19 protein-coding genes are annotated in these 19,649 nt (G+C 67.8%); 9 read left to right on the top strand and 10 right to left on the bottom strand.

All coding sequences use genetic code 11. The features are described 5' to 3' along the window. Nucleotides 1-20: 20 nt before the first annotated feature. The 5 genes from gyrB to dnaA form a co-directional block, all read right to left on the bottom strand. The gene (gyrB, locus tag ABIE38_RS07570; protein ID WP_354055034.1) at nucleotides 21-2,138 is read right to left on the bottom strand and encodes a DNA topoisomerase (ATP-hydrolyzing) subunit B; all 2,118 of its coding nucleotides are present in this window, start codon (nucleotides 2,136-2,138) and stop codon (nucleotides 21-23) included. Between the two features lie 117 nt (nucleotides 2,139-2,255). Continuing rightward, nucleotides 2,256-2,783 carry a DciA family protein gene (locus tag ABIE38_RS07565; protein ID WP_502914750.1) on the bottom strand — a complete coding sequence of 176 codons (528 nt, stop codon included), beginning with the start codon at nucleotides 2,781-2,783 and terminating at the stop codon, nucleotides 2,256-2,258. 23 nt (nucleotides 2,784-2,806) lie between these two features. After that, entirely contained in the window at nucleotides 2,807-4,084 is a 1,278-nt protein-coding gene (gene recF, locus ABIE38_RS07560; protein ID WP_354055030.1) for a DNA replication/repair protein RecF, read from the bottom strand. 25 nt (nucleotides 4,085-4,109) lie between these two features. After that, nucleotides 4,110-5,285, bottom strand: coding sequence for a DNA polymerase III subunit beta (dnaN, locus tag ABIE38_RS07555; protein ID WP_354055028.1), 1,176 nt, complete (start codon nucleotides 5,283-5,285; stop codon nucleotides 4,110-4,112). 667 nt (nucleotides 5,286-5,952) lie between these two features. Next, complete coding sequence (dnaA, locus tag ABIE38_RS07550) at nucleotides 5,953-7,455, bottom strand: chromosomal replication initiator protein DnaA (RefSeq protein WP_502914742.1); 1,503 nt, start codon at nucleotides 7,453-7,455, stop codon at nucleotides 5,953-5,955. Between the two features lie 530 nt (nucleotides 7,456-7,985). Here dnaA and rpmH point away from each other — a divergent pair. The 9 genes from rpmH to ABIE38_RS07505 all read left to right on the top strand — a co-directional run bounded on the left by rpmH (nucleotide 7,986) and on the right by ABIE38_RS07505 (nucleotide 14,427). Next, nucleotides 7,986-8,129, top strand: coding sequence for a 50S ribosomal protein L34 (gene rpmH, locus ABIE38_RS07545; protein WP_007629603.1), 144 nt, complete (start codon nucleotides 7,986-7,988; stop codon nucleotides 8,127-8,129). A gap of 18 nt (nucleotides 8,130-8,147) precedes the next feature. Further along, entirely contained in the window at nucleotides 8,148-8,513 is a 366-nt protein-coding gene (gene rnpA, locus ABIE38_RS07540; RefSeq protein WP_354055026.1) for a ribonuclease P protein component, read from the top strand. After that, nucleotides 8,510-8,824, top strand: coding sequence for a membrane protein insertion efficiency factor YidD (gene yidD, locus ABIE38_RS07535; RefSeq protein WP_354055024.1), 315 nt, complete (start codon nucleotides 8,510-8,512; stop codon nucleotides 8,822-8,824). The genes rnpA and yidD overlap by 4 nt, the downstream gene beginning before the upstream one ends. 13 nt (nucleotides 8,825-8,837) lie before the next feature. Next, nucleotides 8,838-10,028, top strand: a complete 1,191-nt coding sequence (yidC, locus tag ABIE38_RS07530) for a membrane protein insertase YidC (RefSeq protein ID WP_354055022.1) — start codon at nucleotides 8,838-8,840, stop codon at nucleotides 10,026-10,028. A 129-nt stretch (nucleotides 10,029-10,157) separates the two neighbouring features. After that, the gene (locus ABIE38_RS07525; RefSeq protein WP_354055020.1) at nucleotides 10,158-10,646 is read left to right on the top strand and encodes a Jag family protein; all 489 of its coding nucleotides are present in this window, start codon (nucleotides 10,158-10,160) and stop codon (nucleotides 10,644-10,646) included. 177 nt (nucleotides 10,647-10,823) lie between these two features. Further along, nucleotides 10,824-11,603 carry a 16S rRNA (guanine(527)-N(7))-methyltransferase RsmG gene (rsmG, locus tag ABIE38_RS07520; RefSeq protein ID WP_354055018.1) on the top strand — a complete coding sequence of 260 codons (780 nt, stop codon included), beginning with the start codon at nucleotides 10,824-10,826 and terminating at the stop codon, nucleotides 11,601-11,603. Nucleotides 11,604-11,711: 108 nt separating this feature from the next. Next, on the top strand, nucleotides 11,712-12,635 hold the full coding sequence (locus ABIE38_RS07515; protein WP_354055016.1) for a ParA family protein: 924 nt from the start codon (nucleotides 11,712-11,714) through the stop codon (nucleotides 12,633-12,635). Then, complete coding sequence (locus ABIE38_RS07510) at nucleotides 12,632-13,732, top strand: ParB/RepB/Spo0J family partition protein (RefSeq protein WP_354055014.1); 1,101 nt, start codon at nucleotides 12,632-12,634, stop codon at nucleotides 13,730-13,732. The genes ABIE38_RS07515 and ABIE38_RS07510 overlap by 4 nt, the downstream gene beginning before the upstream one ends. Further along, entirely contained in the window at nucleotides 13,729-14,427 is a 699-nt protein-coding gene (locus ABIE38_RS07505; RefSeq protein WP_354055012.1) for a hypothetical protein, read from the top strand. The genes ABIE38_RS07510 and ABIE38_RS07505 overlap by 4 nt, the downstream gene beginning before the upstream one ends. Here the strand turns inward: ABIE38_RS07505 and ABIE38_RS07500 are convergent. The 5 genes from ABIE38_RS07500 to ABIE38_RS07480 all read right to left on the bottom strand — a co-directional run bounded on the left by ABIE38_RS07500 (nucleotide 14,415) and on the right by ABIE38_RS07480 (nucleotide 19,627). Then, a complete protein-coding gene (locus ABIE38_RS07500; protein WP_354055010.1) occupies nucleotides 14,415-15,605 on the bottom strand; it encodes an N-acetylmuramoyl-L-alanine amidase in 1,191 nt (396 codons plus the stop codon). The two genes, ABIE38_RS07505 and ABIE38_RS07500, sit on opposite strands and share 13 nt — an antisense overlap. A 91-nt stretch (nucleotides 15,606-15,696) precedes the next feature. Continuing rightward, nucleotides 15,697-16,038: a thioredoxin gene (gene trxA / locus ABIE38_RS07495; RefSeq protein ID WP_179524000.1), complete on the bottom strand. Its 342-nt coding sequence runs from the start codon at nucleotides 16,036-16,038 to the stop codon at nucleotides 15,697-15,699. A gap of 78 nt (nucleotides 16,039-16,116) precedes the next feature. Then, the gene (trxB, locus tag ABIE38_RS07490; RefSeq protein ID WP_354055008.1) at nucleotides 16,117-17,049 is read right to left on the bottom strand and encodes a thioredoxin-disulfide reductase; all 933 of its coding nucleotides are present in this window, start codon (nucleotides 17,047-17,049) and stop codon (nucleotides 16,117-16,119) included. A 97-nt stretch (nucleotides 17,050-17,146) separates the two neighbouring features. After that, the gene (gene sigM / locus ABIE38_RS07485) at nucleotides 17,147-17,773 is read right to left on the bottom strand and encodes an RNA polymerase sigma factor SigM (protein WP_354055006.1); all 627 of its coding nucleotides are present in this window, start codon (nucleotides 17,771-17,773) and stop codon (nucleotides 17,147-17,149) included. A gap of 114 nt (nucleotides 17,774-17,887) precedes the next feature. Beyond that, nucleotides 17,888-19,627 (bottom strand): protein kinase family protein, encoded by a 1,740-nt coding sequence (locus ABIE38_RS07480; protein ID WP_354055004.1) that lies wholly within the window; start codon nucleotides 19,625-19,627, stop codon nucleotides 17,888-17,890. Nucleotides 19,628-19,649 lie beyond the last annotated feature (22 nt).

Below are 19,649 nucleotides of genomic sequence, written 5' to 3'. Positions count from 1 at the left end.
CCGCCGATCGTGGGCGCGGGTCAGACGTCGAGGAAGCGGACGTCTCGCGCGTTGCGGGTGATGAAGTTGCGGCGCGCGTCGACGTCCTCGCCCATGAGGATCGAGAACAGTTCGTCGGCGGCCGCGGCGTCGTCGAGCGTGACCAACCGGAGGGTGCGCACCGTCGGATCCATGGTTGTCTCCCACAGCTCCTTGGGGTTCATCTCACCGAGACCCTTGTAGCGCTGGATCCCGTCCTCGACGTTGATCTTGCGCTTCTTCTCCAGACCGATCTTGAGGAGCTCGTCGCGCTCACGGTCCGAGTACGCGAAGTCGGGCTCGCCCTTGCCCCACTTGAGCTTGTACAGCGGCGGCTGCGCCAGGTAGACGTTCCCGTTCTCCACCAGCGGCTTCATGAACCGGAACAGCAGGGTGAGCAGGAGCGTCGAGATGTGCTGACCGTCGACGTCGGCGTCGGCCATCAACACGATCTTGTGGTAGCGCAGCTTATCGAGATCGAACTCCTCGTGGATACCCGTGCCGAGGGCGGTGATGATCGCCTGGACCTCGGTGTTCTTGAGGACCTTGTCGATACGTGACTTCTCGACGTTGATGATCTTGCCGCGCAGCGGCAGGATCGCCTGGAACATCGAGTCCCGACCGGACTTGGCCGAGCCGCCGGCGGAGTCGCCCTCCACGATGTACAACTCGGACTTGGCCGGGTCCTTGGAGCGACAGTCGGCCAGCTTCCCGGGGAGCCCGCCGATGTCGGTCGCCGACTTGCGGCGGACCATCTCGCGGGCCTTGCGGGCGGCGACGCGGGCCTGGCTTGAGGCGATGCCCTTGTTCACGATCACCCTGGCCTCGGCCGGGTTGGCCTCGAACCAGTGACCGACGTGCTCCGAGACCTGACGCTGGATGAAGCCCTTGACCTCGGTGTTCCCCAGCTTGGTCTTGGTCTGACCCTCGAACTGGGGGTCCGAGATCTTGGCCGAGATCACCGCGGCGAGGCCCTCTCGGATGTCATCCCCCGTGAGGTTGGGGTCCTTCTCCTTGAGCAACTTCTTGTCGCGGGCGTACTTGTTCACCAGGGAGGTCAGCGCGGCGCGGAAGCCCTCCTCGTGGGTGCCGCCCTCATGGGTGTTGATCGTGTTGGCGAACGTGTGGACCGATTCCGAGTAACCCGAGTTCCACTGCATGGCGACCTCGACCTCGTGGCCGGTGCCCTTGCCCTCGAAGTAGAGGATCGTCTGATGGATCGCCGTCTTGGACTTGTTGATCGCGGTGACGTAGTCCTTGAGGCCGTCCGGGTAGTGGAAGGTGCGCTTGCGCTCGCGGACCTTGACCGGCTCGGCGGGCTCGGTCGTCTCGACGGCGCCCTCGACGAAGGCCTGCTCCGCGTCCACGGCGTGCTCGATGTCCGACCCCTCATCGGAACCCGGTGCGGAGTCGGACCCGCGACCCTCGCTGTCCGCGATCGCGTCGAGCTCCGCGGCCTGCTCGGCCCGGGACCGTCGATCGGTCAAAGTGATGGTCAGGCCCTTGTTGAGGAACGCCATCTCCTGGAGGCGACGGGCCACCACGTCGAAGTCGTACTCGGTGGACTCGAAGATCGACCCGTCAGCCCAGAAGCGGACCCTGGTGCCGGTGCCCTCGGCGGGCCCGGCGTCGACGAGCTCCTCCGGCACGGCCATGTTGAAGTTCTGCTGCCACAGGCGTCCGTCCCGCTTGATCTGCACCTCGACCCGCGTCGACAGCGCGTTGACCACCGAGATGCCCACGCCGTGGAGACCGCCGGAGACCGCGTAGGAGTCGGAGTCGAACTTGCCGCCCGCGTGCAACTGGGTCATGACGACCTGCACGGTGGGCATGCCCTGTTCGTGCATCTCGACGGGGATGCCCCGGCCGTCGTCGATCACCTCGACGCCGCCGTCCTCCAGCAACGTGACCTTGACACCGGTCGCGTGGCCGGCCATGGCCTCGTCGATCGAGTTGTCCACCACCTCCCAGATCAGGTGGTGCAGTCCGCGCGTCCCTGTGGAGCCGATATACATACCCGGACGCAGCCGGACGGCCTCGAGTCCTTCGAGAACGGTGATCGATGACGCACCGTAGTCGTTCGTGCCCTTCTTGCTGGCCTTGCTCTTGGCGTCCGCCACGTGCGAACTCCTCGCGTCTCGGGGGTCTGGGACCGGCCCAGTCTACCTGCGACAACCCGCGCGCGGCCCCCGGGCTCGCCAGGACGGGCCCGATGGCCACCGGGGTGGCTCCGACCCTCAGCCGTACGTGTCCCGCGGCCCACGACCGGACACGTGCAACGGGCCCTTCCGCCAACTGGGTTTCTCGGGGCCCTCGATCTTGAGACGACGCACGTGACCCGGCCCCATGGCCGCGGCGATCTTGCGGAGGATGTCGGCGGCCACGAGCCGGAGTTGGGTCGCCCACGCGGTGCTGGAGGCACGGACGTAGAGCACGCCCTCCTCGAGTCGCTCCGGGGTGGCGTGCGCGGACATGTCCTCGCCGACGATGCGGTCCCACTCCGCGAACAACCGACCGGTGGTGACCTTGTCGTCCCAGCCCCGTCTCTTGGCGACCTGGCCGACGAGTCGCCCGAGAGGTTGCGGATCCCAGGGGTCGGCACCCGACCCTGTCCAGCCACGTTTGCGCAGCCGCTTCCCGCCTCCCACCGGACCGGTCCGGCCGCGACCGACCTGTTTGCCGTCCGCTCGAGCCCGTGTACGTGCCTCCTCGAGCGCCTGCCTCGCGATGTCATAACCACGTTGTGGCGGGTCAGACGGTGTTATCGGATTCTTCCGCTGATCGTCGTTCACCTGTGGACCTCCCTGGTCGACGTCGCGATGTCGTCGTCGCCGTCGTTCTGGTCGCCATCGTTCTGGTCGCCGTCCATAACCTCGTCGTGACCTCCGGTCGCGCCGCGCGACACCGTGATGTCCGAGTGACGACCCGCGCCCTCCCCCGTCATCACCACGTCATGACGGACGCCCCGCAAACCGTCCGGCACGTCCTCACCGACCGCCGCGGTCACCAGGACCTGTTCGACGCCGGCCGCCACCGCCGCGAGGGCGGCACGGCGGTGACGGTCGAGTTCGGCGAACACGTCGTCCAGGAGCAGGACGGGCTCGATGCCGTCCGCACGGAAGAGTTCGAGTGACCCGAGGCGCAGGGCGAGGGCGAACGACCACGTCTCGCCGTGGCTCGCGAACCCCTTGGCGGGCTCGTCACCGAGCGACAGGACCACGTCGTCCCGGTGCGGTCCGACCAGCGACATCCCCCTGTCGATCTCGTCCTGCCGTCTCCTCCCGAGCTCGGCGAGCAGGACCGCCTCGACGAGCTCGGGATCGGCCAACTCGGACTCGTCCGGTGCGGCCGCGACCCGGAACCGGTACGCGAGGTCGGCCGGACGGGACTCCGGCGCCAGACCGCGATAGGCGTCGACGACCAGTGGTCGCAACTCCTCGAGCAGGACGACGCGCCCCGCGACGATCCTCGCCCCGAGTTGGGCCAGACGGCCGTCCCACACGTCGAGTGTGTCCAGGGCCGCCTCCGACTCCTCCCCCCTCCCGCGCCGCAGCACGCCGGAGGCGGACTTGAGGAGAGCGGACCGCTGTCGGAGAACAGAGGAGTACTCCGCGAGGTCGCCCCCGTGGGCGGGCCGACGTTGGACCAGGAGCTCGTCGAGCAGTCTGCGGCGCTCGGCCGGCTCCCCCCGGACCAGGGCCAGGTCCTCGGGTGCGAAGAGCACGGACTGCACAACTCCGAGGATGTCGCCGAGCCGGCGGCAGGGCGAGGTGTTGAGCCGTGCCCGGTTGGGCCTGCCCGAATTGAGGGCCAGCTCCACTGTGAGTTCGCGCCCGGCGTTGTGCGCGAGGGCGGCGATCATGGCCGTCTCCGCACCGGTCCGGATCATCGGCGCCTCGGTGGCCACCCGGTGGGATCTCAGGGTGGCCAGCACCCCGACGGCCTCGAGGACGTTCGTCTTTCCGTGACCGTTGCGCCCCACCAATGTGGTGACCCCGGGCTGAAGCTCCAACTCGAGCAGAGGCCAGGATCGGAAATCCAGGAGCCTGAGGTGACGCAGGTGCATGCCGGGCGGCTTCGGGAGAGCCGGGTCAGCCCGGCAGGCGGACCGGCATGAGCAGGTAGGTGTGGTTCGAGTCGACGGGGGCGATCGCGCCGTCCGCGTCGGGGGAGGGCAGTTCCTCTGGAGCGGGTCGCAGGACCGCGGGCCGGCTGGCCTGGGTGAAACCGAACGCGACGCGCGCCGAGTGCATGCTGCCGAGCCCGTCCAGCAGATAGCCGGGGTTGAACGCGATGGTCAGGGGCTCACCGAGGAAGTCGACGGGGAGGGTCTCCGAGGCCTGGGCCGCGTCGTCGCCGCCCGCGGAGAGCGCCAACTCGCCGTCGGAGAACGTCATCCGGACCTGCACACCCCGGTCCGCGACCAGTGCGACGCGCTTGATGGCCTGCACCAGCGCGTCGACCTGGACGACCGCCATCGACGTGTGCTGGGTCGGCAGGAGCTGGCGGACCTTGGGGAACTCGGCGTCGAGCAGCCGCGTCGTGGTGCGCTGCCCGGAGACCAGTACGCCCATGATGCCGTCCGCCCCGACCTCCGAGCCCGCGCCCAGGCTGAGGTCGACACGCCCACCCTGCCCTGCCGACCGGGTCACGTCGGACAACGTCTTGGCCGGGATCAGGACCTCCACGGCCACGTCGTCGCGAGCGGGTTCCCATTCCAGATCGCGGATGGCCAGGCGGAACCGGTCGGTCGCGATGAGGGTGACCCGGGGTCCCTCGATCTCCATCCGGATGCCGGTGAGCATCGGGAGCGTGTCGTCCTTGCCGGCCGCCACGGCGACCTGGGCCACCGCCTCGGAGAACGCGTCGACCGCGGCCGATCCGGTGACACCGGGCATCGCCGGCAGCTGCGGATAGTCCTCGACCGGCATCGTCGGCAGGGTGAACTTGGCCGTGCCGCAGTTGATGTACATCTTCTGGGCGCTCACCGTGACCTCGACCGGACGGTCCGGGAGCGCGCGGGCGATGTCAGCGAGCAACCGTCCGGACACGAGCGTGCTACCCGGCTCGGAGACCTCGGCCGGGACGGAGACCTGCGCGGAGGTCTCGTAGTCGAAACCCGAGATGGTCAGACCGGAGTCCGCCTCCAGGAGAACCCCGCCGAGGATCGGAACCGACGGTCGTGACGGCAGGGTCCGCGCCACCCAGGCCACCGAATCGGCGAAGTCCTCGCGGGTGACGCGGAACGTCGGATCCGTGATCTCCATCGGTGACCTCTTTCTGGGCGGGGCGCACACCGCCGATATCTGGACGAGTGGTCTGTTCGCGGCTGTGTTCTCAGGCGTTCTCAGGCGTTCTCTGGTGTCCGACGGGGTCCGACGGATCATCTCCATGAGAGTAACCGCTCCCGCCGACAGCGGGAACACGGACACCTGTAACCCGGTCAAGCAGGCTCGCCGTTCCACATACCTACTTCTTACAAGAACTCTCTAGAGAAATAAGTAGTAGTAGTAGGTCCTGTGAAATTGTGAGCCGACACCTGTCTGCCCAGTTCAGCGTGCGATTGTGCCTGTGGACCGAATCGGCTCATCTTGTGACTTGCGAGCGGCGCGGGTGGAATCACAGATTTCGGTCCACCGTCTGTCCACCGTCGGTCCACAGCAACCCACAGAGTTGTCCACAGGTGTGAAGGGTGTGACCTGTGGTGTGAGGGGGATCACATTTACGTGTCGGAACGGTCACACGGGTCCGAAATCCGAGGACGCGAGTGGTCCCGGTGGGGCGAGCGTGTGTGGCGCCGAGCCACTCGATAGGCGGCCCCACGAGGAGCCCCGCGTGAGCGAGCGGCCCGGCGGAACCAGGGCACCGACGAGCCACCAGGGGCAGCAGAGGGCCACGTGGAAGTGAGACCGAGTGGACGGGTCGACAGGACCGTCAGAGAGACCGGGAGCGTTCCTTGATCCGGGCGGTGAGCTCCTGGATCTGGTCGTACATGCGCCGATCGTCCTTGATCTCCTTGAGGATCTTGCGCTGCGCGTACATGACCGTGGTGTGGTCCTTGCCGCCGAAGGTGACGCCGATCTTGGGTAGCGAGAGATCCGTGAGCTCTCGGCAGAGGTACATCGCGATCTGCCGGGCGCGGGAGAGTGACCGCGTCTTCGACGTCCCGCAGAGCTCGTCGATACTGGTGGAGAAGAACTCCGCGGTCACCGCCATGATCGTCGCGGCCGAGATCTGGAGGGAATCGTCGTCCGAGACCACGTCACGCAGGACCACCTCGGCCAACGGGACGTCGATCTCGTGTCCGTTGAGGGAGGCGAACGCGACGACCCTGATCAGCGCACCCTCGAGCTCGCGGATGTTGCGCTGCACGCGGGTGGCGATGAGCTCGAGGACATCGCGGGGTACCACGTAGTTCTCCGACTTGGCCTTCTTGTCGATGATCGCGATACGCGTCTCGAGCTCGGGCGGCTGGATGTCCGTGATCAGTCCCCACTCGAAGCGGGTACGCAGCCTGTCCTCGAGGGGTTGGAGCTGCTTGGGGGGCCGATCGGAGGAGATGACGATCTGCTTCTGGGCGTTGTGGATCGTGTTGAAGGTGTGGAAGAACTCCTCCTGCACCTGCTCCTTGCCGATGAGGAACTGGATGTCGTCGACGAGGAGGATGTCGGCCTCGCGGTACCGCTTCTTGAACATGTTCTGGCGGCCGTCGCGGACGGAGTTGATGAAGTCGTTGGTGAACTCCTCGGTCGAGACGTACTTGACCTTCTGTTCGGAGTACATCCGCAGGGAGTAGTGCCCGATCGCGTGGAGCAGGTGTGTCTTGCCGAGCCCTGACTCACCCCAGATGAACAACGGGTTGTAGGCACGAGCCGGGGCCTCGGCGACGGCGAGCGCTGCCGCACGGGCGAACCGGTTGGAGTTCCCCTGGACGAACGCGCTGAACGTGTACCGCTCGTTGAGTCCCGGCGCGGTCGCCGCCGACAGGGCCTCGTCGCGGTCGCTGCCGTGCAGCAGTCGTTCGGCCGCGATCTGTTCCTCGGTCATGCGGACCGGGCGTGAGGTGGCCGGTGGGTGGGAGGGCTCCGGTTCGGGTCGGTGGATCTCGTCGACGTCGATCCGGGGATCGTCGGCGTCGGTGTGGTGGTGCCGGCCGGCGAGGGAGGTGTCGACCTTGACGGCCAGATCGACGGGCTCCCCGAGTTGGGAACTGAGCGCGCGGGTGATCGGCCCGCGCAGGATCGATTCGATGTTGTCCCGGGCGAATGCGGACGGCGCGGCGAGCATCGCGAACCCGTTGACCACGGCGATGGGTTGGACGAGACGCAACCAGGCCTGCTGCTGGCGGGACAATGCCGGATTGTCATCGCTGGCCAGCGACGGGTCGGTCAGCTTGTCGAGGACCGCGCTCCACACGTGTTCGAGGTCAGGAGACACGGTGGGCGGTCTCCTCTCGTCGGTGTGAAGCGGTTCCGGGTGGCCGACCCTCTCGGCCCGGCCGGGCACCACACTCTATCCACAGGCTCCGACCCAGGTCCAACGCGGTATCCACATGGTTGTCCACAGCTGTGGAAGATAGACCGGCCCCGCGGTGGCGGGTTCGGTCTCCGGTGCGTGAGGGTGGGGTCTGCTGCGTCGTGATTACGTTAGGCGGCCCGGGTGGGGCTCGATGATGAATGACCGTAACAACACCGTGAACTCGTGGGCAACCCTCAAGATCAACTGGAGGGCGGATGTCAAGCATCCGGTGTCCCGGCGTGTTGCCGTGGCCTGCAGGGTGGTACCGATGGTGCGGATGTGATTACACGGTTTGGTGGCGGGGCCTTGGTGCGCGTAATCTTGAGCAGTCTGTCGCGCGCCCGTGAGGCGTGCGGCGCGTCGTGGTACCGCCCGTCAGTGGTGTTTCGACGACATCTGGAACTCGATCGGGCGCACGAGTGGCGCCTACTTCACGTGAGGAGCCAATCATGGCCAAGGGCAAGCGGACTTTCCAGCCGAACAACCGTCGTCGTGCCAAGGTGCACGGTTTCCGTCTCCGGATGCGCACGCGCGCCGGACGCGGCATCGTCGGCGCTCGTCGCCGTAAGGGCCGCGCCTCCTTGACGGCCTGACCCGGGCCGGGGTGGCGGGTGCTTCCCAGGACCCACCGGCTCCACCGTTCCGCTGACTTCGCGGCGGTGGTGCGCAGGGGTGCGAGGAAGGGCCGCCGGACGATGGTCGTACACGCCCACGTGGACTCTTCGGACGTCCGCGTGGGCGGTCCTCGTTTCGGCCTGGTCGTGAGCAAAGCCGTCGGTGACTCGGTGACCCGCCACCGTGTCAGCCGGCGGCTTCGTCATATCGCCGGCGAGCTGCTCGCAGAGCTCGATCCCGACCTCCTGGTCGTCGTCAGGGCCAATCCGGCCTCTGCATCGGCGTCCCACGACGATCTGGTGCGCGACATGCGTTCCGGTCTCTCCTCCGCGGTGCCGCGTGCTCGGCAGGAGCGGTCATGAGCGAGGGCCGCCACGGCCCCGTGGCCCGGGTCCTTCTGTGGATGCTCGACTTCTACCAGAAGGGGATCTCGCCCCTGACACCGCCGAGCTGCCGGTTCGAACCCACCTGCAGCAGTTACGCGGTCGAGGCCGTTCGGGTGCACGGCGCCTGGTACGGGACGTGGCTCTCGGTGTGGCGGTTGCTGAGGTGTGGTCCCTGGACTCCCGGCGGGTGGGATCCGGTCCCGGAAGCCCGTTCCTCCGAACCCCGGGCCCCCGACCATCACGCGGATCATCCTCACGAGCATCCCGACAACTCCGAACGAAGCTAGGACTCCACCACCGATGTCGTTCATCACCGACCCTCTGGTCTACTACCCGATCTCCGGGATCCTCTGGTTCTGGCACAAGATCTTCGCGTTCCTCGGGGGCTTTCTGCCCTGGGTGGAGTCACCCGACTCCAACGGAGCGATCTGGGCGCTCTCCGTGATCTTCCTCGTGGTCACCCTCCGCATCCTGCTGTTCTGGCCGGCGGCCAAGCAGATCCGCTTCTCCCGGAAGATGCAGGAGATGCAGCCGCGGATGAAGGAGCTGCAGAAGCGGTACAAGAACGATCGCGAGAAGCTCGCCACCGAGACCCGCAAGCTGCAGAAGTCCGAGGGGTTCAATCCGGTCCTCGGTTGTCTGCCGATGTTCATCCAGATCCCCGTCTTCCTGGGTCTGTTCCATGTGCTCCGCTCCTTCAACCGGATGGGCAACAACTTCGGTGCGCTCGGTATGTCGGCAGAGGAGACGCGGAACACCGGCAACTACGTCTTCAACGCGGACGAGGTCCAGAGCTTCCTCGACGCCCGGTTGTTCGGCGCTCCCCTGTCGTCGTTCATCTCCCAGCCGATCGAGCAGTTCCAGGCGTTCGTCGATCCCGGCGCGGCGCTCGACTTCGAGCGCTGGAACATCATCATCGTGGCCATCCCGCTGATGATCGTCTCGGCGGTCACCACGCATCTCAACGCCAGGATCTCCCTGTCACGCCAGTCGCCCGAGGCGGCGGCCAACCCTCAGGCCAAGATCATGAATCAGTTGATGCTGTGGGCCTTCCCGATCGGCATCCTGGTCACCGGCGCGTTCTGGCCGATGGCGATCCTCGTCTACATGGTGACGAACAACCTGTGGACCCTCGGCCAGCAGTACTACCTCTTCGAGAAGATGGCCAAGGAGGACGACGTGGCCGCCCTCAAGCGTCGTGAGGAGCAGAAGTCCCTCGCGCCGCGGGTCGGCGTGAAGCCCGTCAACCCCAAGAGGGGTCGGGGTGCGCCGACGGATACGGCCGTGGCCTCCCAGGCGACGGTTGCGGGTGTGACGTCGGATGACGACGACGACGCCGACGCCGCGCCGGCGGTCGCTCCTCCGCCCTCCCCGGGGGCGGCTCCTCGGCCGGGTCAGAGACCAAAGCAGCCGGGAGGTCAACGAACTCGCCCCGCACAGAAGAGCGGCGGGGGAAGCGGTAAAGGCAAGAAGAAGAAGCGCAAACGCTGACCGCAGGTAGGTCAGGGCACCGACAAGGTCCCCGATGCCCCGGCATCGGGGACCTTGTCCCATACTTGGGGTGAGTACTCGCCGGCCAGGACGGGCGCGGCGATCGGCGGTGATGACGGAGGCAGATCCATGTCGAAGAAGAACATCGAGGTCTCGGAGGAGCGTCTTGTCGAGGAGGGCGAGGTGGCTGGTGACTACCTCGAGCAGCTCTTGGACATCCTGGACTTCGACGGGGATATCGATCTGGATGTCGAAGGGGATCGTGCGATCGTCAGCATCGACGGGAGTGAGGATCTGGATCGACTCGTGGGTTCCGACGGTGCGGTTCTCGACGCCGTGCAGGAGTTGACCCGGTTGGCCGTTCAGCAGGAGCTGGGTGATCGCAGCCGGTTGATGCTGGACATTTCCGGGTGGCGCGCAGCCAAACGCGAGGCGTTGACCGAGGCCGGTCGGGTGGCAGCACTACGAGTGCTCGAGTCCGGTGAATCCGAAGAGCTCGAGCCGATGACCCCGTTCGAGCGGAAGGTCATCCACGATGCGATAGCCGAGATCGAGGGAGTGTCCTCGGACTCGACCGGGTCCGAGCCCAATCGGCGGGTCGTGGTCCTGCCGGCCTGAACGAGCCGGTTCGAGTGTCGGACGGTGAGACGGACGGGGGCGCGGGCATGCAGCCCGCGCCCCCGACGTCATGCACGGGTTGGGTGTGGGTTGGTACGGCGACTTACAGCGATGTTATTCGGGTGATGTTTCACGTGAAACCAGAGGCGATTCGCCCCGGAATAGGACGACGGTGACATGAACGAGGACACAGGGAACGAAACGACACGTGACGTGGCCGATGAGCGCCCAGGGGACCACGTCCGTGACGATGCGAGTGAGACGTCAGTGGTCGAGACTCCCCCGGACCCTCCCTCCGGCGCGAGCGCAGTGTTCGGTGATCGTCTGCCGCTCGCGATCAGGTACGTGGAGATCCTGGCGACGGCCGGTCTGGAGCGGGGGCTGATGGGACCACGCGAGCGCCCGCGACTGTGGGATCGACACGTGCTCAACAGCGCGGCCGCCGCCGCAGGGTTCCTGGAGAACGAGACGGTGGTGGACATCGGTAGCGGTGCCGGTCTACCGGGAATCCCGCTTGCCTTGGCTCGACCTGATTTGCACGTCACACTGGTCGAGCCGCTCCTCCGTCGGTCGACTTTTCTTCTCGAGGTCGTCGACCAGCTGGGCCTGGATGTTCGTGTCGTGCGCGGCCGCGCCGAGGACAAGGGCGTGATCGCTGACGCCGGCAGAGCTGACGTGGTGACCTCGCGGGCAGTAGCCCCGCTGTCACGGCTGGCCGGGTGGTCTGCTCCATTGCTCAGACCGGGCGGTCGGATGGTGGCGTTGAAGGGCGCCTCTGCCGCGGAGGAGATCGAACGTGACGACCGGTCGATCCGGAAGCTGGGTTTCGATGGTGCGCGGGTCGAGGTCGTGTCAGCTCCGGATGCGGAGGAGACGAGGCTGGTCATTGCGACGCTCGCGACTAGAGTGGGTAGACGTGGCTCCCGCTCTCGCGCAGGCGGTTCACGGAATCGGTGATGTCCGTCGGAACCGCACCGGGCGATGTCGGTTTCACGTGAAACACTGACGGCAGGGGCATCGGGACGATGCGCTGAATTGCTCTGACAGGTAGTTGAAAGGTGACGGATGTCCGAAGACGAGACCCCGATCTTCGCCGCCGCACGGCAGGCGAACGAGGTGCTCCACGGCGACGCTCCCGCGTTACCGAGGCCTCCGCATCCGCGGATCATCACCATCGCCAATCAGAAGGGCGGGGTCGGAAAGACCACCTCAACGGTGAATCTGGCGGCGTCGCTCGCCCTCGGTGGTCTCGGTGTCCTGGTGATCGACATGGACCCGCAGGGCAACGCGAGTACCGCCCTCGGGGTGGACCACCGCGAGGGAACGCCATCGAGCTATGAGTTGCTCATGTGGGAGCACGCCCTCGAAGATCTGATGCAGAGCAGTCCACACGCCGAGCGTCTGTTCTGTATCCCCGCGACGATCGACCTCGCGGGATCCGAGATCGAGTTGGTGGGCCTCGACCACCGGGAGCACAGACTCGCCGAGGTGCTCAACAGCGAGGATCTCGTGTCGCTGGGAATCGACTATGTCCTGATCGATTGTCCCCCCTCGTTGGGACTGCTCACGGTGAACGCGATGGTGGCCGCGAGTGAGGTGCTGATCCCGATCCAGTGCGAGTACTACGCCCTCGAAGGGGTCGGGCAGTTGCTGCGCAATGTCGAGTTGATCCAGCAACACCTCAACCGGTCGCTGGAGATCTCCACCATCATGCTGACGATGTACGACGGACGGACCAAGCTCGCCGAGCAGGTCGCGGGTGAGGTCCGTACCCACTTCGGTGACACCGTGCTCCGCACGGTCATCCCCAGGAGCGTCAAGGTGTCCGAGGCCCCCGGGTACGGGATGACCATCCTGCAGTACGACGCCGGATCCCGCGGTGCTCTCGCGTACCTGGACGCGGCGAAGGAGCTCAACAGCCGGGCGGATCGTCTGGAATCACACGTGGAGGACGATCGCGTGTCCACCGGCACGGAGGAGAGTCGATGAGTCAGCAACGCAGGGGTGGTCTCGGTCGTGGGCTCGCGGCACTGATCCCCACGGGGCCGGATGAGGGGCCACGTCTGGGCAGTGATGCTGCCGACGTGATCCTGGGGCCGAGGGGTGGCGGGCCGAGAACGACTCCCCCCAGGCCGAGGTCCAGTGGAACGGGGACATCTGCGGCCAGCAACGGCCCCGTCCGCGATGTCGATCGGCCGCCCCGCCGCGACGGTGCGAGCGAAGACGATGTTTCACGTGAAACCGACGAGTTGGTGGATCCCGGGGCGGTGTACCGCGAGATACCTCCGTCGGCGATCGAACCGAACCCGAAACAGCCCCGCACCCACTTCGACGAGGAGGCGCTGGCTGAGCTGGCTCACTCCGTCAAGGAGTTCGGTCTCCTCCAGCCGATCGTCGTCCGTGAGATCGGGGCGGGCCGCTACCAGCTCATCATGGGCGAGCGACGCTGGCGCGCGAGCCAGAGGGCGGAGCTCCAGACGGTGCCGGCGATCGTGCGTCAGACCGACGACGAGGATCTCCTCCGGGACGCGCTGCTCGAGAACATCCATCGGGTCCAGCTGAACCCCCTCGAGGAGGCGGCGGCGTATCAACAGCTCCTCGAGGAGTTCGACGTGACGCAGGCCGAGCTCGCGACCCGGATCGGCCGGTCGCGTCCGGCCATCACCAACAGCATCCGCCTGCTGCAGCTGCCGACCGCGGTTCAGCGCCGAGTGGCGGCCGGCGTACTGTCTGCCGGCCATGCACGAGCACTACTGGGCCTCGAGGCCGGGGCGCCCGCCCAGGACGAACTCGCCGCGAGGATCGTGGCGGAGGGCCTGTCGGTCCGGGCGACGGAGGAGATCGTCACACTGCAGAACCGGGAGGGCGACGATACGGCGACGAAGCCCTCCCCCGCGCCTAAGGGACGCCGACGGGATCCCGAGCTGGAGGCTGTGGCAGGTCGACTGTCCGATCGCTTCGAGACGTCGGTGTCGGTCACCATGGGGCGGCGCAAGGGTCGCATCACGATCGACGTGGGCGACGCCGACGACCTGAACCGGGTCCTGACCCTACTCGAGGGCGGGACGCCCGGATCGCCGCGATGAATTCGATCCGGCCGCTTGACCTCTCCGCCGTGGACCAGCTCGGGCCGCGGGCTCGCAAGTGTGTGTACTGGCAGACCGACGGGCAGATCGGCCAGGACGAGCCAGGGGATCCCGAATTCGAGAAGGAGGCCTGGATCTCCCACGTGTCCCTGGAATGGGGTGTGTGTGGTCAGATAGCCAGCTACGGTGACCGCTCGACCGGCGCGGCGTTCTATGCGCCCCCCGGGATGGTGCCTCGTGCGGCGTGCTTCCCGACCTCGCCCGTGGGCTCGGACGCCATCCTCCTGGCAGGGATGAGTATCGAGCACGGGGCGCCCGGCGGTGCTCTCACCTCGCTCCTGGATGCGGTGGTGGTGGACCTGCGCCGACGCGGAATCAAGGCGATCGAGGCCTTCGGAGTCACGTCCGGGGACACCGGGGACGTACTGTCACGTGACACGTGTGGTTCGGACTCCTGCATTGCTCCGACCGGCTTCCTCGTCGAACACGGGTTCACCGTCGTGGCCGAACACGAGACCCATCCGAGACTCCGACTCGATATCGAGAGTGAGCACCTCTGGAAGGCCGACGTCGAGAGGGCGCTCGATCAGCTCTTCGCGGAGCGGGGATTCGCCACCAGGAGACTGGGTGTGTTGTCCGGTGCGACTGCCCGGCACACGGTGGACCTTCCGCGGGCGGGACGTCAGTCCCGCTGACGCTGTTCGTAGTCGATCAACTCGTTCACGGACATCGAACCGGTGGGGTGATCGTCCTCGTCGAGTAGGTAGAGGCGCTTCACCCCCACGAGGATGGAGTCGATGATGGTGTCCTGTGCGGTGCGGTTTCCGAGGATGGAGAGATCGCGGGGATTGTAGGCGTACCCCAGGACGATTTGGATGGACGGCATCCGGGTCATCCGGAGAAGTGGCCAGCTCCGCCCGTGGGTACGACAATCGCGGAGATCGGTGCGACTGACGATCTCGCGCTGGATGAACCCGGACAGCGCCTCCCCGAGCATCGACTCGGCACCGAGGGAGTTGCCGAAGTAGAAGGTGGCGACACCGTTGCCCACCGGGTTGGGATGCCGGTCCAGGCGGAGCGAGATCATGAGATCGGCGTTGAAGGCGTTCGCGATCTCGGCGCGCTCGGGGTCGGTCGGGATCATCGCCTCCGGTCGGGAGAGGAAGACCTCGACCCCCGCCTGGTTCATCCGCTCGGACAGCCGCCGGGTGATATCCCAGAGCAGCTCGGCATCCGTGATGGTTCCGTGCGGGGTGTCCATGCGGATCGGGTTCTCCGAACCACTGGGACCGGGGTCCAGGACGATCCGTTTACCGGCGAGCATCGGGCCGGAGGTCCGTGCCCGCTCGCGCTCGACCAGTGAGGAGACGTCCCCACCCTTGAACAGGGTGGAGAACTTGTTCAGGGTGTCCAGGGTCTCGGCTCCCACGACGCCGTCGGCGGGGAGGCCGCAGTCCCGCTGGAAGTCCGTCGCCGCGGCATGGGTGAGGGGACCGAAGGTGCCGTCGACCAGTCCCGCGTAGAACCCGAGTTCCCCGAGCCGGCGCTGGAACTGCGCCACGTCGTCCCCGGCCATGGGCCTGGAGACGATGTAGCTGAGATCGCGGGTCCCGAGGACGTGGGTGGCGTCATGGAGCGCCGCCTGGGTCGACGGACCCACGATGCCGTCCGAGATGAGCCCACGGGCCTGCTGGAAGGCCAGGACGGCCGTCTCCAGGTCGGCGTCGAAGACGGCGTCGGTCCGGGCCAGGATCGATCCGGTCTGGGGTTCGGTGACCCCGACGGACTCGATGTTGTGCAACAGGCCCATTCCCGCGAGGGTCGCCCGGATCGAGGCCACCTCGGGCCCACGGTCACCGCGTCGCCACGCCATGGTTCTCCTCCGCTCCACTCGACTGGTACCCGGATGAACTTACCGCCTCCGGCGCGGGCGTGCCCGGAGCGCACCCGAGTGGGCGGTGGGTCTAGAGGACGTCCCCGAGCTCGGTGCGCAGCGCCGACTTGGACTTCGCCCCGGTGATCCGCTTGACCGGCTTGCCCTCGGAGAACAGCAGCATCGCCGGGATGGCGGTGATCTGGTACTCGGCGGCGAGTTCCTGGTTGGCCTCCACGTCGACCTTCGCGACCGTGAGCTTGTCGGACTCGGCTCCGGCGAGCTCGTCCAGGACGGGGGCCATCATGGTGCAGGGGCGGCACCACGTGGCCCAGAAGTCCACCAGGACGGGCTTGGACCCGCTGGCGGCGAGCACGGCCTCGGCGAAGTCGTCCTCGGTCACGTCGATGATGTTAGGGGTGTTCACGGCCATTGTGGTGGGTCCTTTCGGGGGGAGGGTGTGGGAGTCCCGGGTAGTTCGCCCGCGCGGATCGGGTGCGCCCGGTGGGTGTCAGGCCTGCTCGGCGAGCCAACGCTCGGAGTCGATCGAGGCGGCGCACCCCGAACCGGCGGCCGTGATGGCCTGCCGGTAGCGGTGGTCCACCAGGTCACCGCAGGCGAAGACCCCCGGGATCGAGGTCGCGGTGGTCTGGCCGGTGAGAACGTACCCGTCCTCGTCGACCTCCACCTGGTCGCGGACCAACTCGGAGCGCGGGTCGTGACCGATCGCCACGAACATCGCGGCCGTCTCGAGCTCGCTCGTCTCACCGGTGACCGTGTTGCGCAGCTTGAGGCGCTCGACCGATCCACTGGCACCCGAGAGCACCTCGTCGACCGTGGTGTTGAGCACGAACGAGATCTTCTCGTTCTCCTTGGCCCGCTCGAGCATGATCTTGGAGGCGCGGAAATCCTCCCGGCGGTGCACGATGGTCACGGAGGATCCGAACTTGGTGAGGAAGGTGGCCTCCTCCATGGCGGAGTCACCGCCACCCACCACGACGATCGGCTTGTCGCGGAAGAAGAAGCCGTCGCAGGTCGCGCAGGAACTCACGCCGCGGCCGAGGTACTCCTGCTCGCCGGGGACGCCGAGGTAGCGTGCGGCGGCGCCCATGGCGAGGATCACGGCGCGGGCGCGGTGCTCCTCCTCCCCCACCCGGACGACCTTGACCTCGCCGGACAGATCCATCGAGGTGACGTCCTCCATGTGGAGGTCGGCACCGAAGCGCTCGGCCTGCTCCCGCATCTGCATCATCAGGTCGGGGCCCATCATCCCCTCGGCGAAGCCCGGGAAGTTCTCGACCTCCGTGGTGGTCATGAGCGCGCCGCCGAACTGCGAACCCTCGAACACCACCGGCTTGAGCTCGGCCCGAGCGGAGTAGATGGCGGCGGTGTACCCGGCCGGGCCGGATCCGACGATGATGACGTCGTGGAGGGTGTCGCTCATGGGTTCTTCGGGCTCCTTGGCGGGGGGGGGGACGTGGACCGGTGAAGATCTGCGGATCTACTAAGGCGACAACACCCGGCGGGGCAGTGTTGTTCCCTCAGTCGGTGAGAGTGACCCCCGCGAGGAGCACGCTGAGCTTGGCCCGCCCGCGCGAACACCGGCTCTTGATGGTGCCGGGGCGGGCGTTGAGCAGGTGGCACGCCTCGGCCACCGTGCAGCGCAGCATGTCGACGACGACGACCGCGTCCCGCTGGTCGGTGGGCAGCTCCGCCAGGGCCTCGGCGACGATGATCGCGTACGCGGGGTCCTGGTAGAAGTGGTTCCGCAGCGAGATCTCCTCGTGCAGTCTGGGAGTGAGCTCGGAGTGGGTGCGCAGGCGTTGTGCCCGCATCTTGTCCAGGCAGGCGTTGACCACGATGCGATAGAGCCACCCCTGGACGGGGCAGGCGTGGCGGAAGGAGTCGGCCTTCCGATAGGCCGAGATCAGGGCGTCCTGGAGCGCCTCGGCGGCGTCCTCGCGGTTGAAGGAGGTCCGTATGGCCAGCCGCCACAGGTAGTCGTAGTGACGCCGGACGAGGGCGGAGAACGCGTCCGGGTCGCCGGCGATGTGTGCGTCGAGGAGCTCGACGTCCGAGAGCGCGGACCCGGCCGTGAGGGGCGACCCGGCGTTGAGCGGGGAGCGTCCCGTGACCGTGGAGAGAACGTCGACGGCGCTGGTGTTCACGGCCGTGACGTTAACGCGGCGGGGACCGCCGTGGGGCTGTCACCTCGGGTCCGGGAGCAGGGCGGCGGCTCGACGTCGATGCGACCGGGCGGACTCAGACGCGGCCCTGTGGGCTCACCGGGTGAGCAGGATCTCGCTGATCGACGCCGCGTACGACTCGGGCCCGGAGGTGCCGAGCCGGGTGAACCACACGATCAGGTAGCGGGACTCCTCGGGCTCGTCGATCGTCACGGTCCCCGAGCCGTCCCGGATCGTCCCCTCGCCGAGCAGGGTGGTGTCGTCGAGTGAGTCCGGGGACGCACTGTCGGCGACCCGGACCTCGAAGCGCACACCGTCGTCGTCCGAGTGGACCACCACGCGTCGGGTCTCCTGCTCGCCGTCGAGGGTCAACAGAAGTCCCACCCCGGGTTTGTACGCGGCTCCGCTGTCGCCGAGTTGGTTGCGGTAGGTGTCGGTGGACCACGAGGTCGACCTGTCACCGTCCGCGACGTTCGGGGCGCTCGAGGAGTTCTCGGCGACCCCCGCCGACCCGGCGGGCTGCCACGAGGTGACGTCCGAGACCGTGACGGGCGTGGACGGTGCCTCACGGGTGGGCTCGGTCTCCCCCGGGCCCGACTCGTCCGATGCGGGCTCGGTGGTCGCGGCGGACCTGCTGGCCTGGGCGGCCCGTTCTATCGCGTCGAGCTGCTGGGACAGGGGGGTCTCGTCGCCGCCACCGGCCAGCGCCCCGAGCAGCCACGCGGACAGCAGCGCGATCACCACGACGGCCGCCGCACTGGTGCCCGCCATGATCTGCCAGCGGCGTTTCTGGGTGGCCTCGTCCGGCTGGGAGTAGGCCTCGTCGTATCTGTCCGCGTCGTATCGGTCCGCGCCGTACCGGTCTGCCTCGGACCCACCGGGGGACTGCCGGTCCGGAGTGACGCCGCGCGCCCGGCCCCCCGTCCCGTCCCCCAGCCGGTCGCGCGGGCCGGCCACGGGGTCACCGTGTCCGGGTGCCGTGGAGACGGCGGATCCGGACGAGGACGCGGCGCGGACCGGCCCGCCGGCGCGGTCGGCGCGGTCGGCGATCATCGACCGCACCGTGGCGGCCGAGCTCACCGACGACCCGTCGAGGGAGCGCATGGCCAGCACGGCGGACTCGGGCGGGACGCCGGTACCGACCACGGTGGGATCGAGCGGCTCGTCGTCGTCGTCGACAGGGGCGGCCCCGGGGCGCCCGTCCCGGGGCTCGTGGAGCTCCGACCCCTCGGGCAGGGGTCCCGGCCACCGGCCGGTGAGCAGCGTGTAGAGCACCATGCCCATCCCCCGCACGTCACTCCGGGTGTCGCTGTCGCGGGAGACGCCGGGGAACGCCAGCAGGGCGCGTCCGTCCTCGGTGACCCGGATGCGGTCCGGGGAGTCCACGCCGAGGGTCAGGCCGTGTTCGGCCGCGCGCGTGGCGGCGTCGGCCAGACCCCACATGGCCGCCACGGCCGAGTCCGGGTCGGGGTCACCGACGGCGGCGGCGAGGCTGAGCCCGGGGACCCATTCGCTCACCACGATGCCGCCGGCGCGGCCGCGGATCACGTCGAGCACACGGGCGAGGCCGTCCGAGTAGACGCGGGTCAGGGCCACGGTCCGGTCCAGGACGCCCGTCGCCGAACCCGGGGGCTGTTCACCGGGCAGCGGATCGACGAAGGTCAGCGCGACCTCGCGACCGAGTCGCTTGTCGCGGGCTCGCCAGAACGCCTGACCGGCGATCCCGCCGTGGGGTTCGAGGAGTTCGTACCGCCCACCCGAGACCAGCCCCCCGGCGGTCAGGCGCGGTGGACCCGAGGGCGAGACCTGTGACGGAACACCGTTGACATCGCCCACCCGTCGACCTCCTCGAAGACGC

Source organism: Dietzia sp. 2505, assembly GCF_040546785.1.
Classification (GTDB): Bacteria; Actinomycetota; Actinomycetes; order Mycobacteriales; family Mycobacteriaceae; genus Dietzia.
The sequence above is the reverse complement of the archived record's forward strand: the minus strand, read 5'-3'. Positions and strand labels throughout refer to the sequence as shown.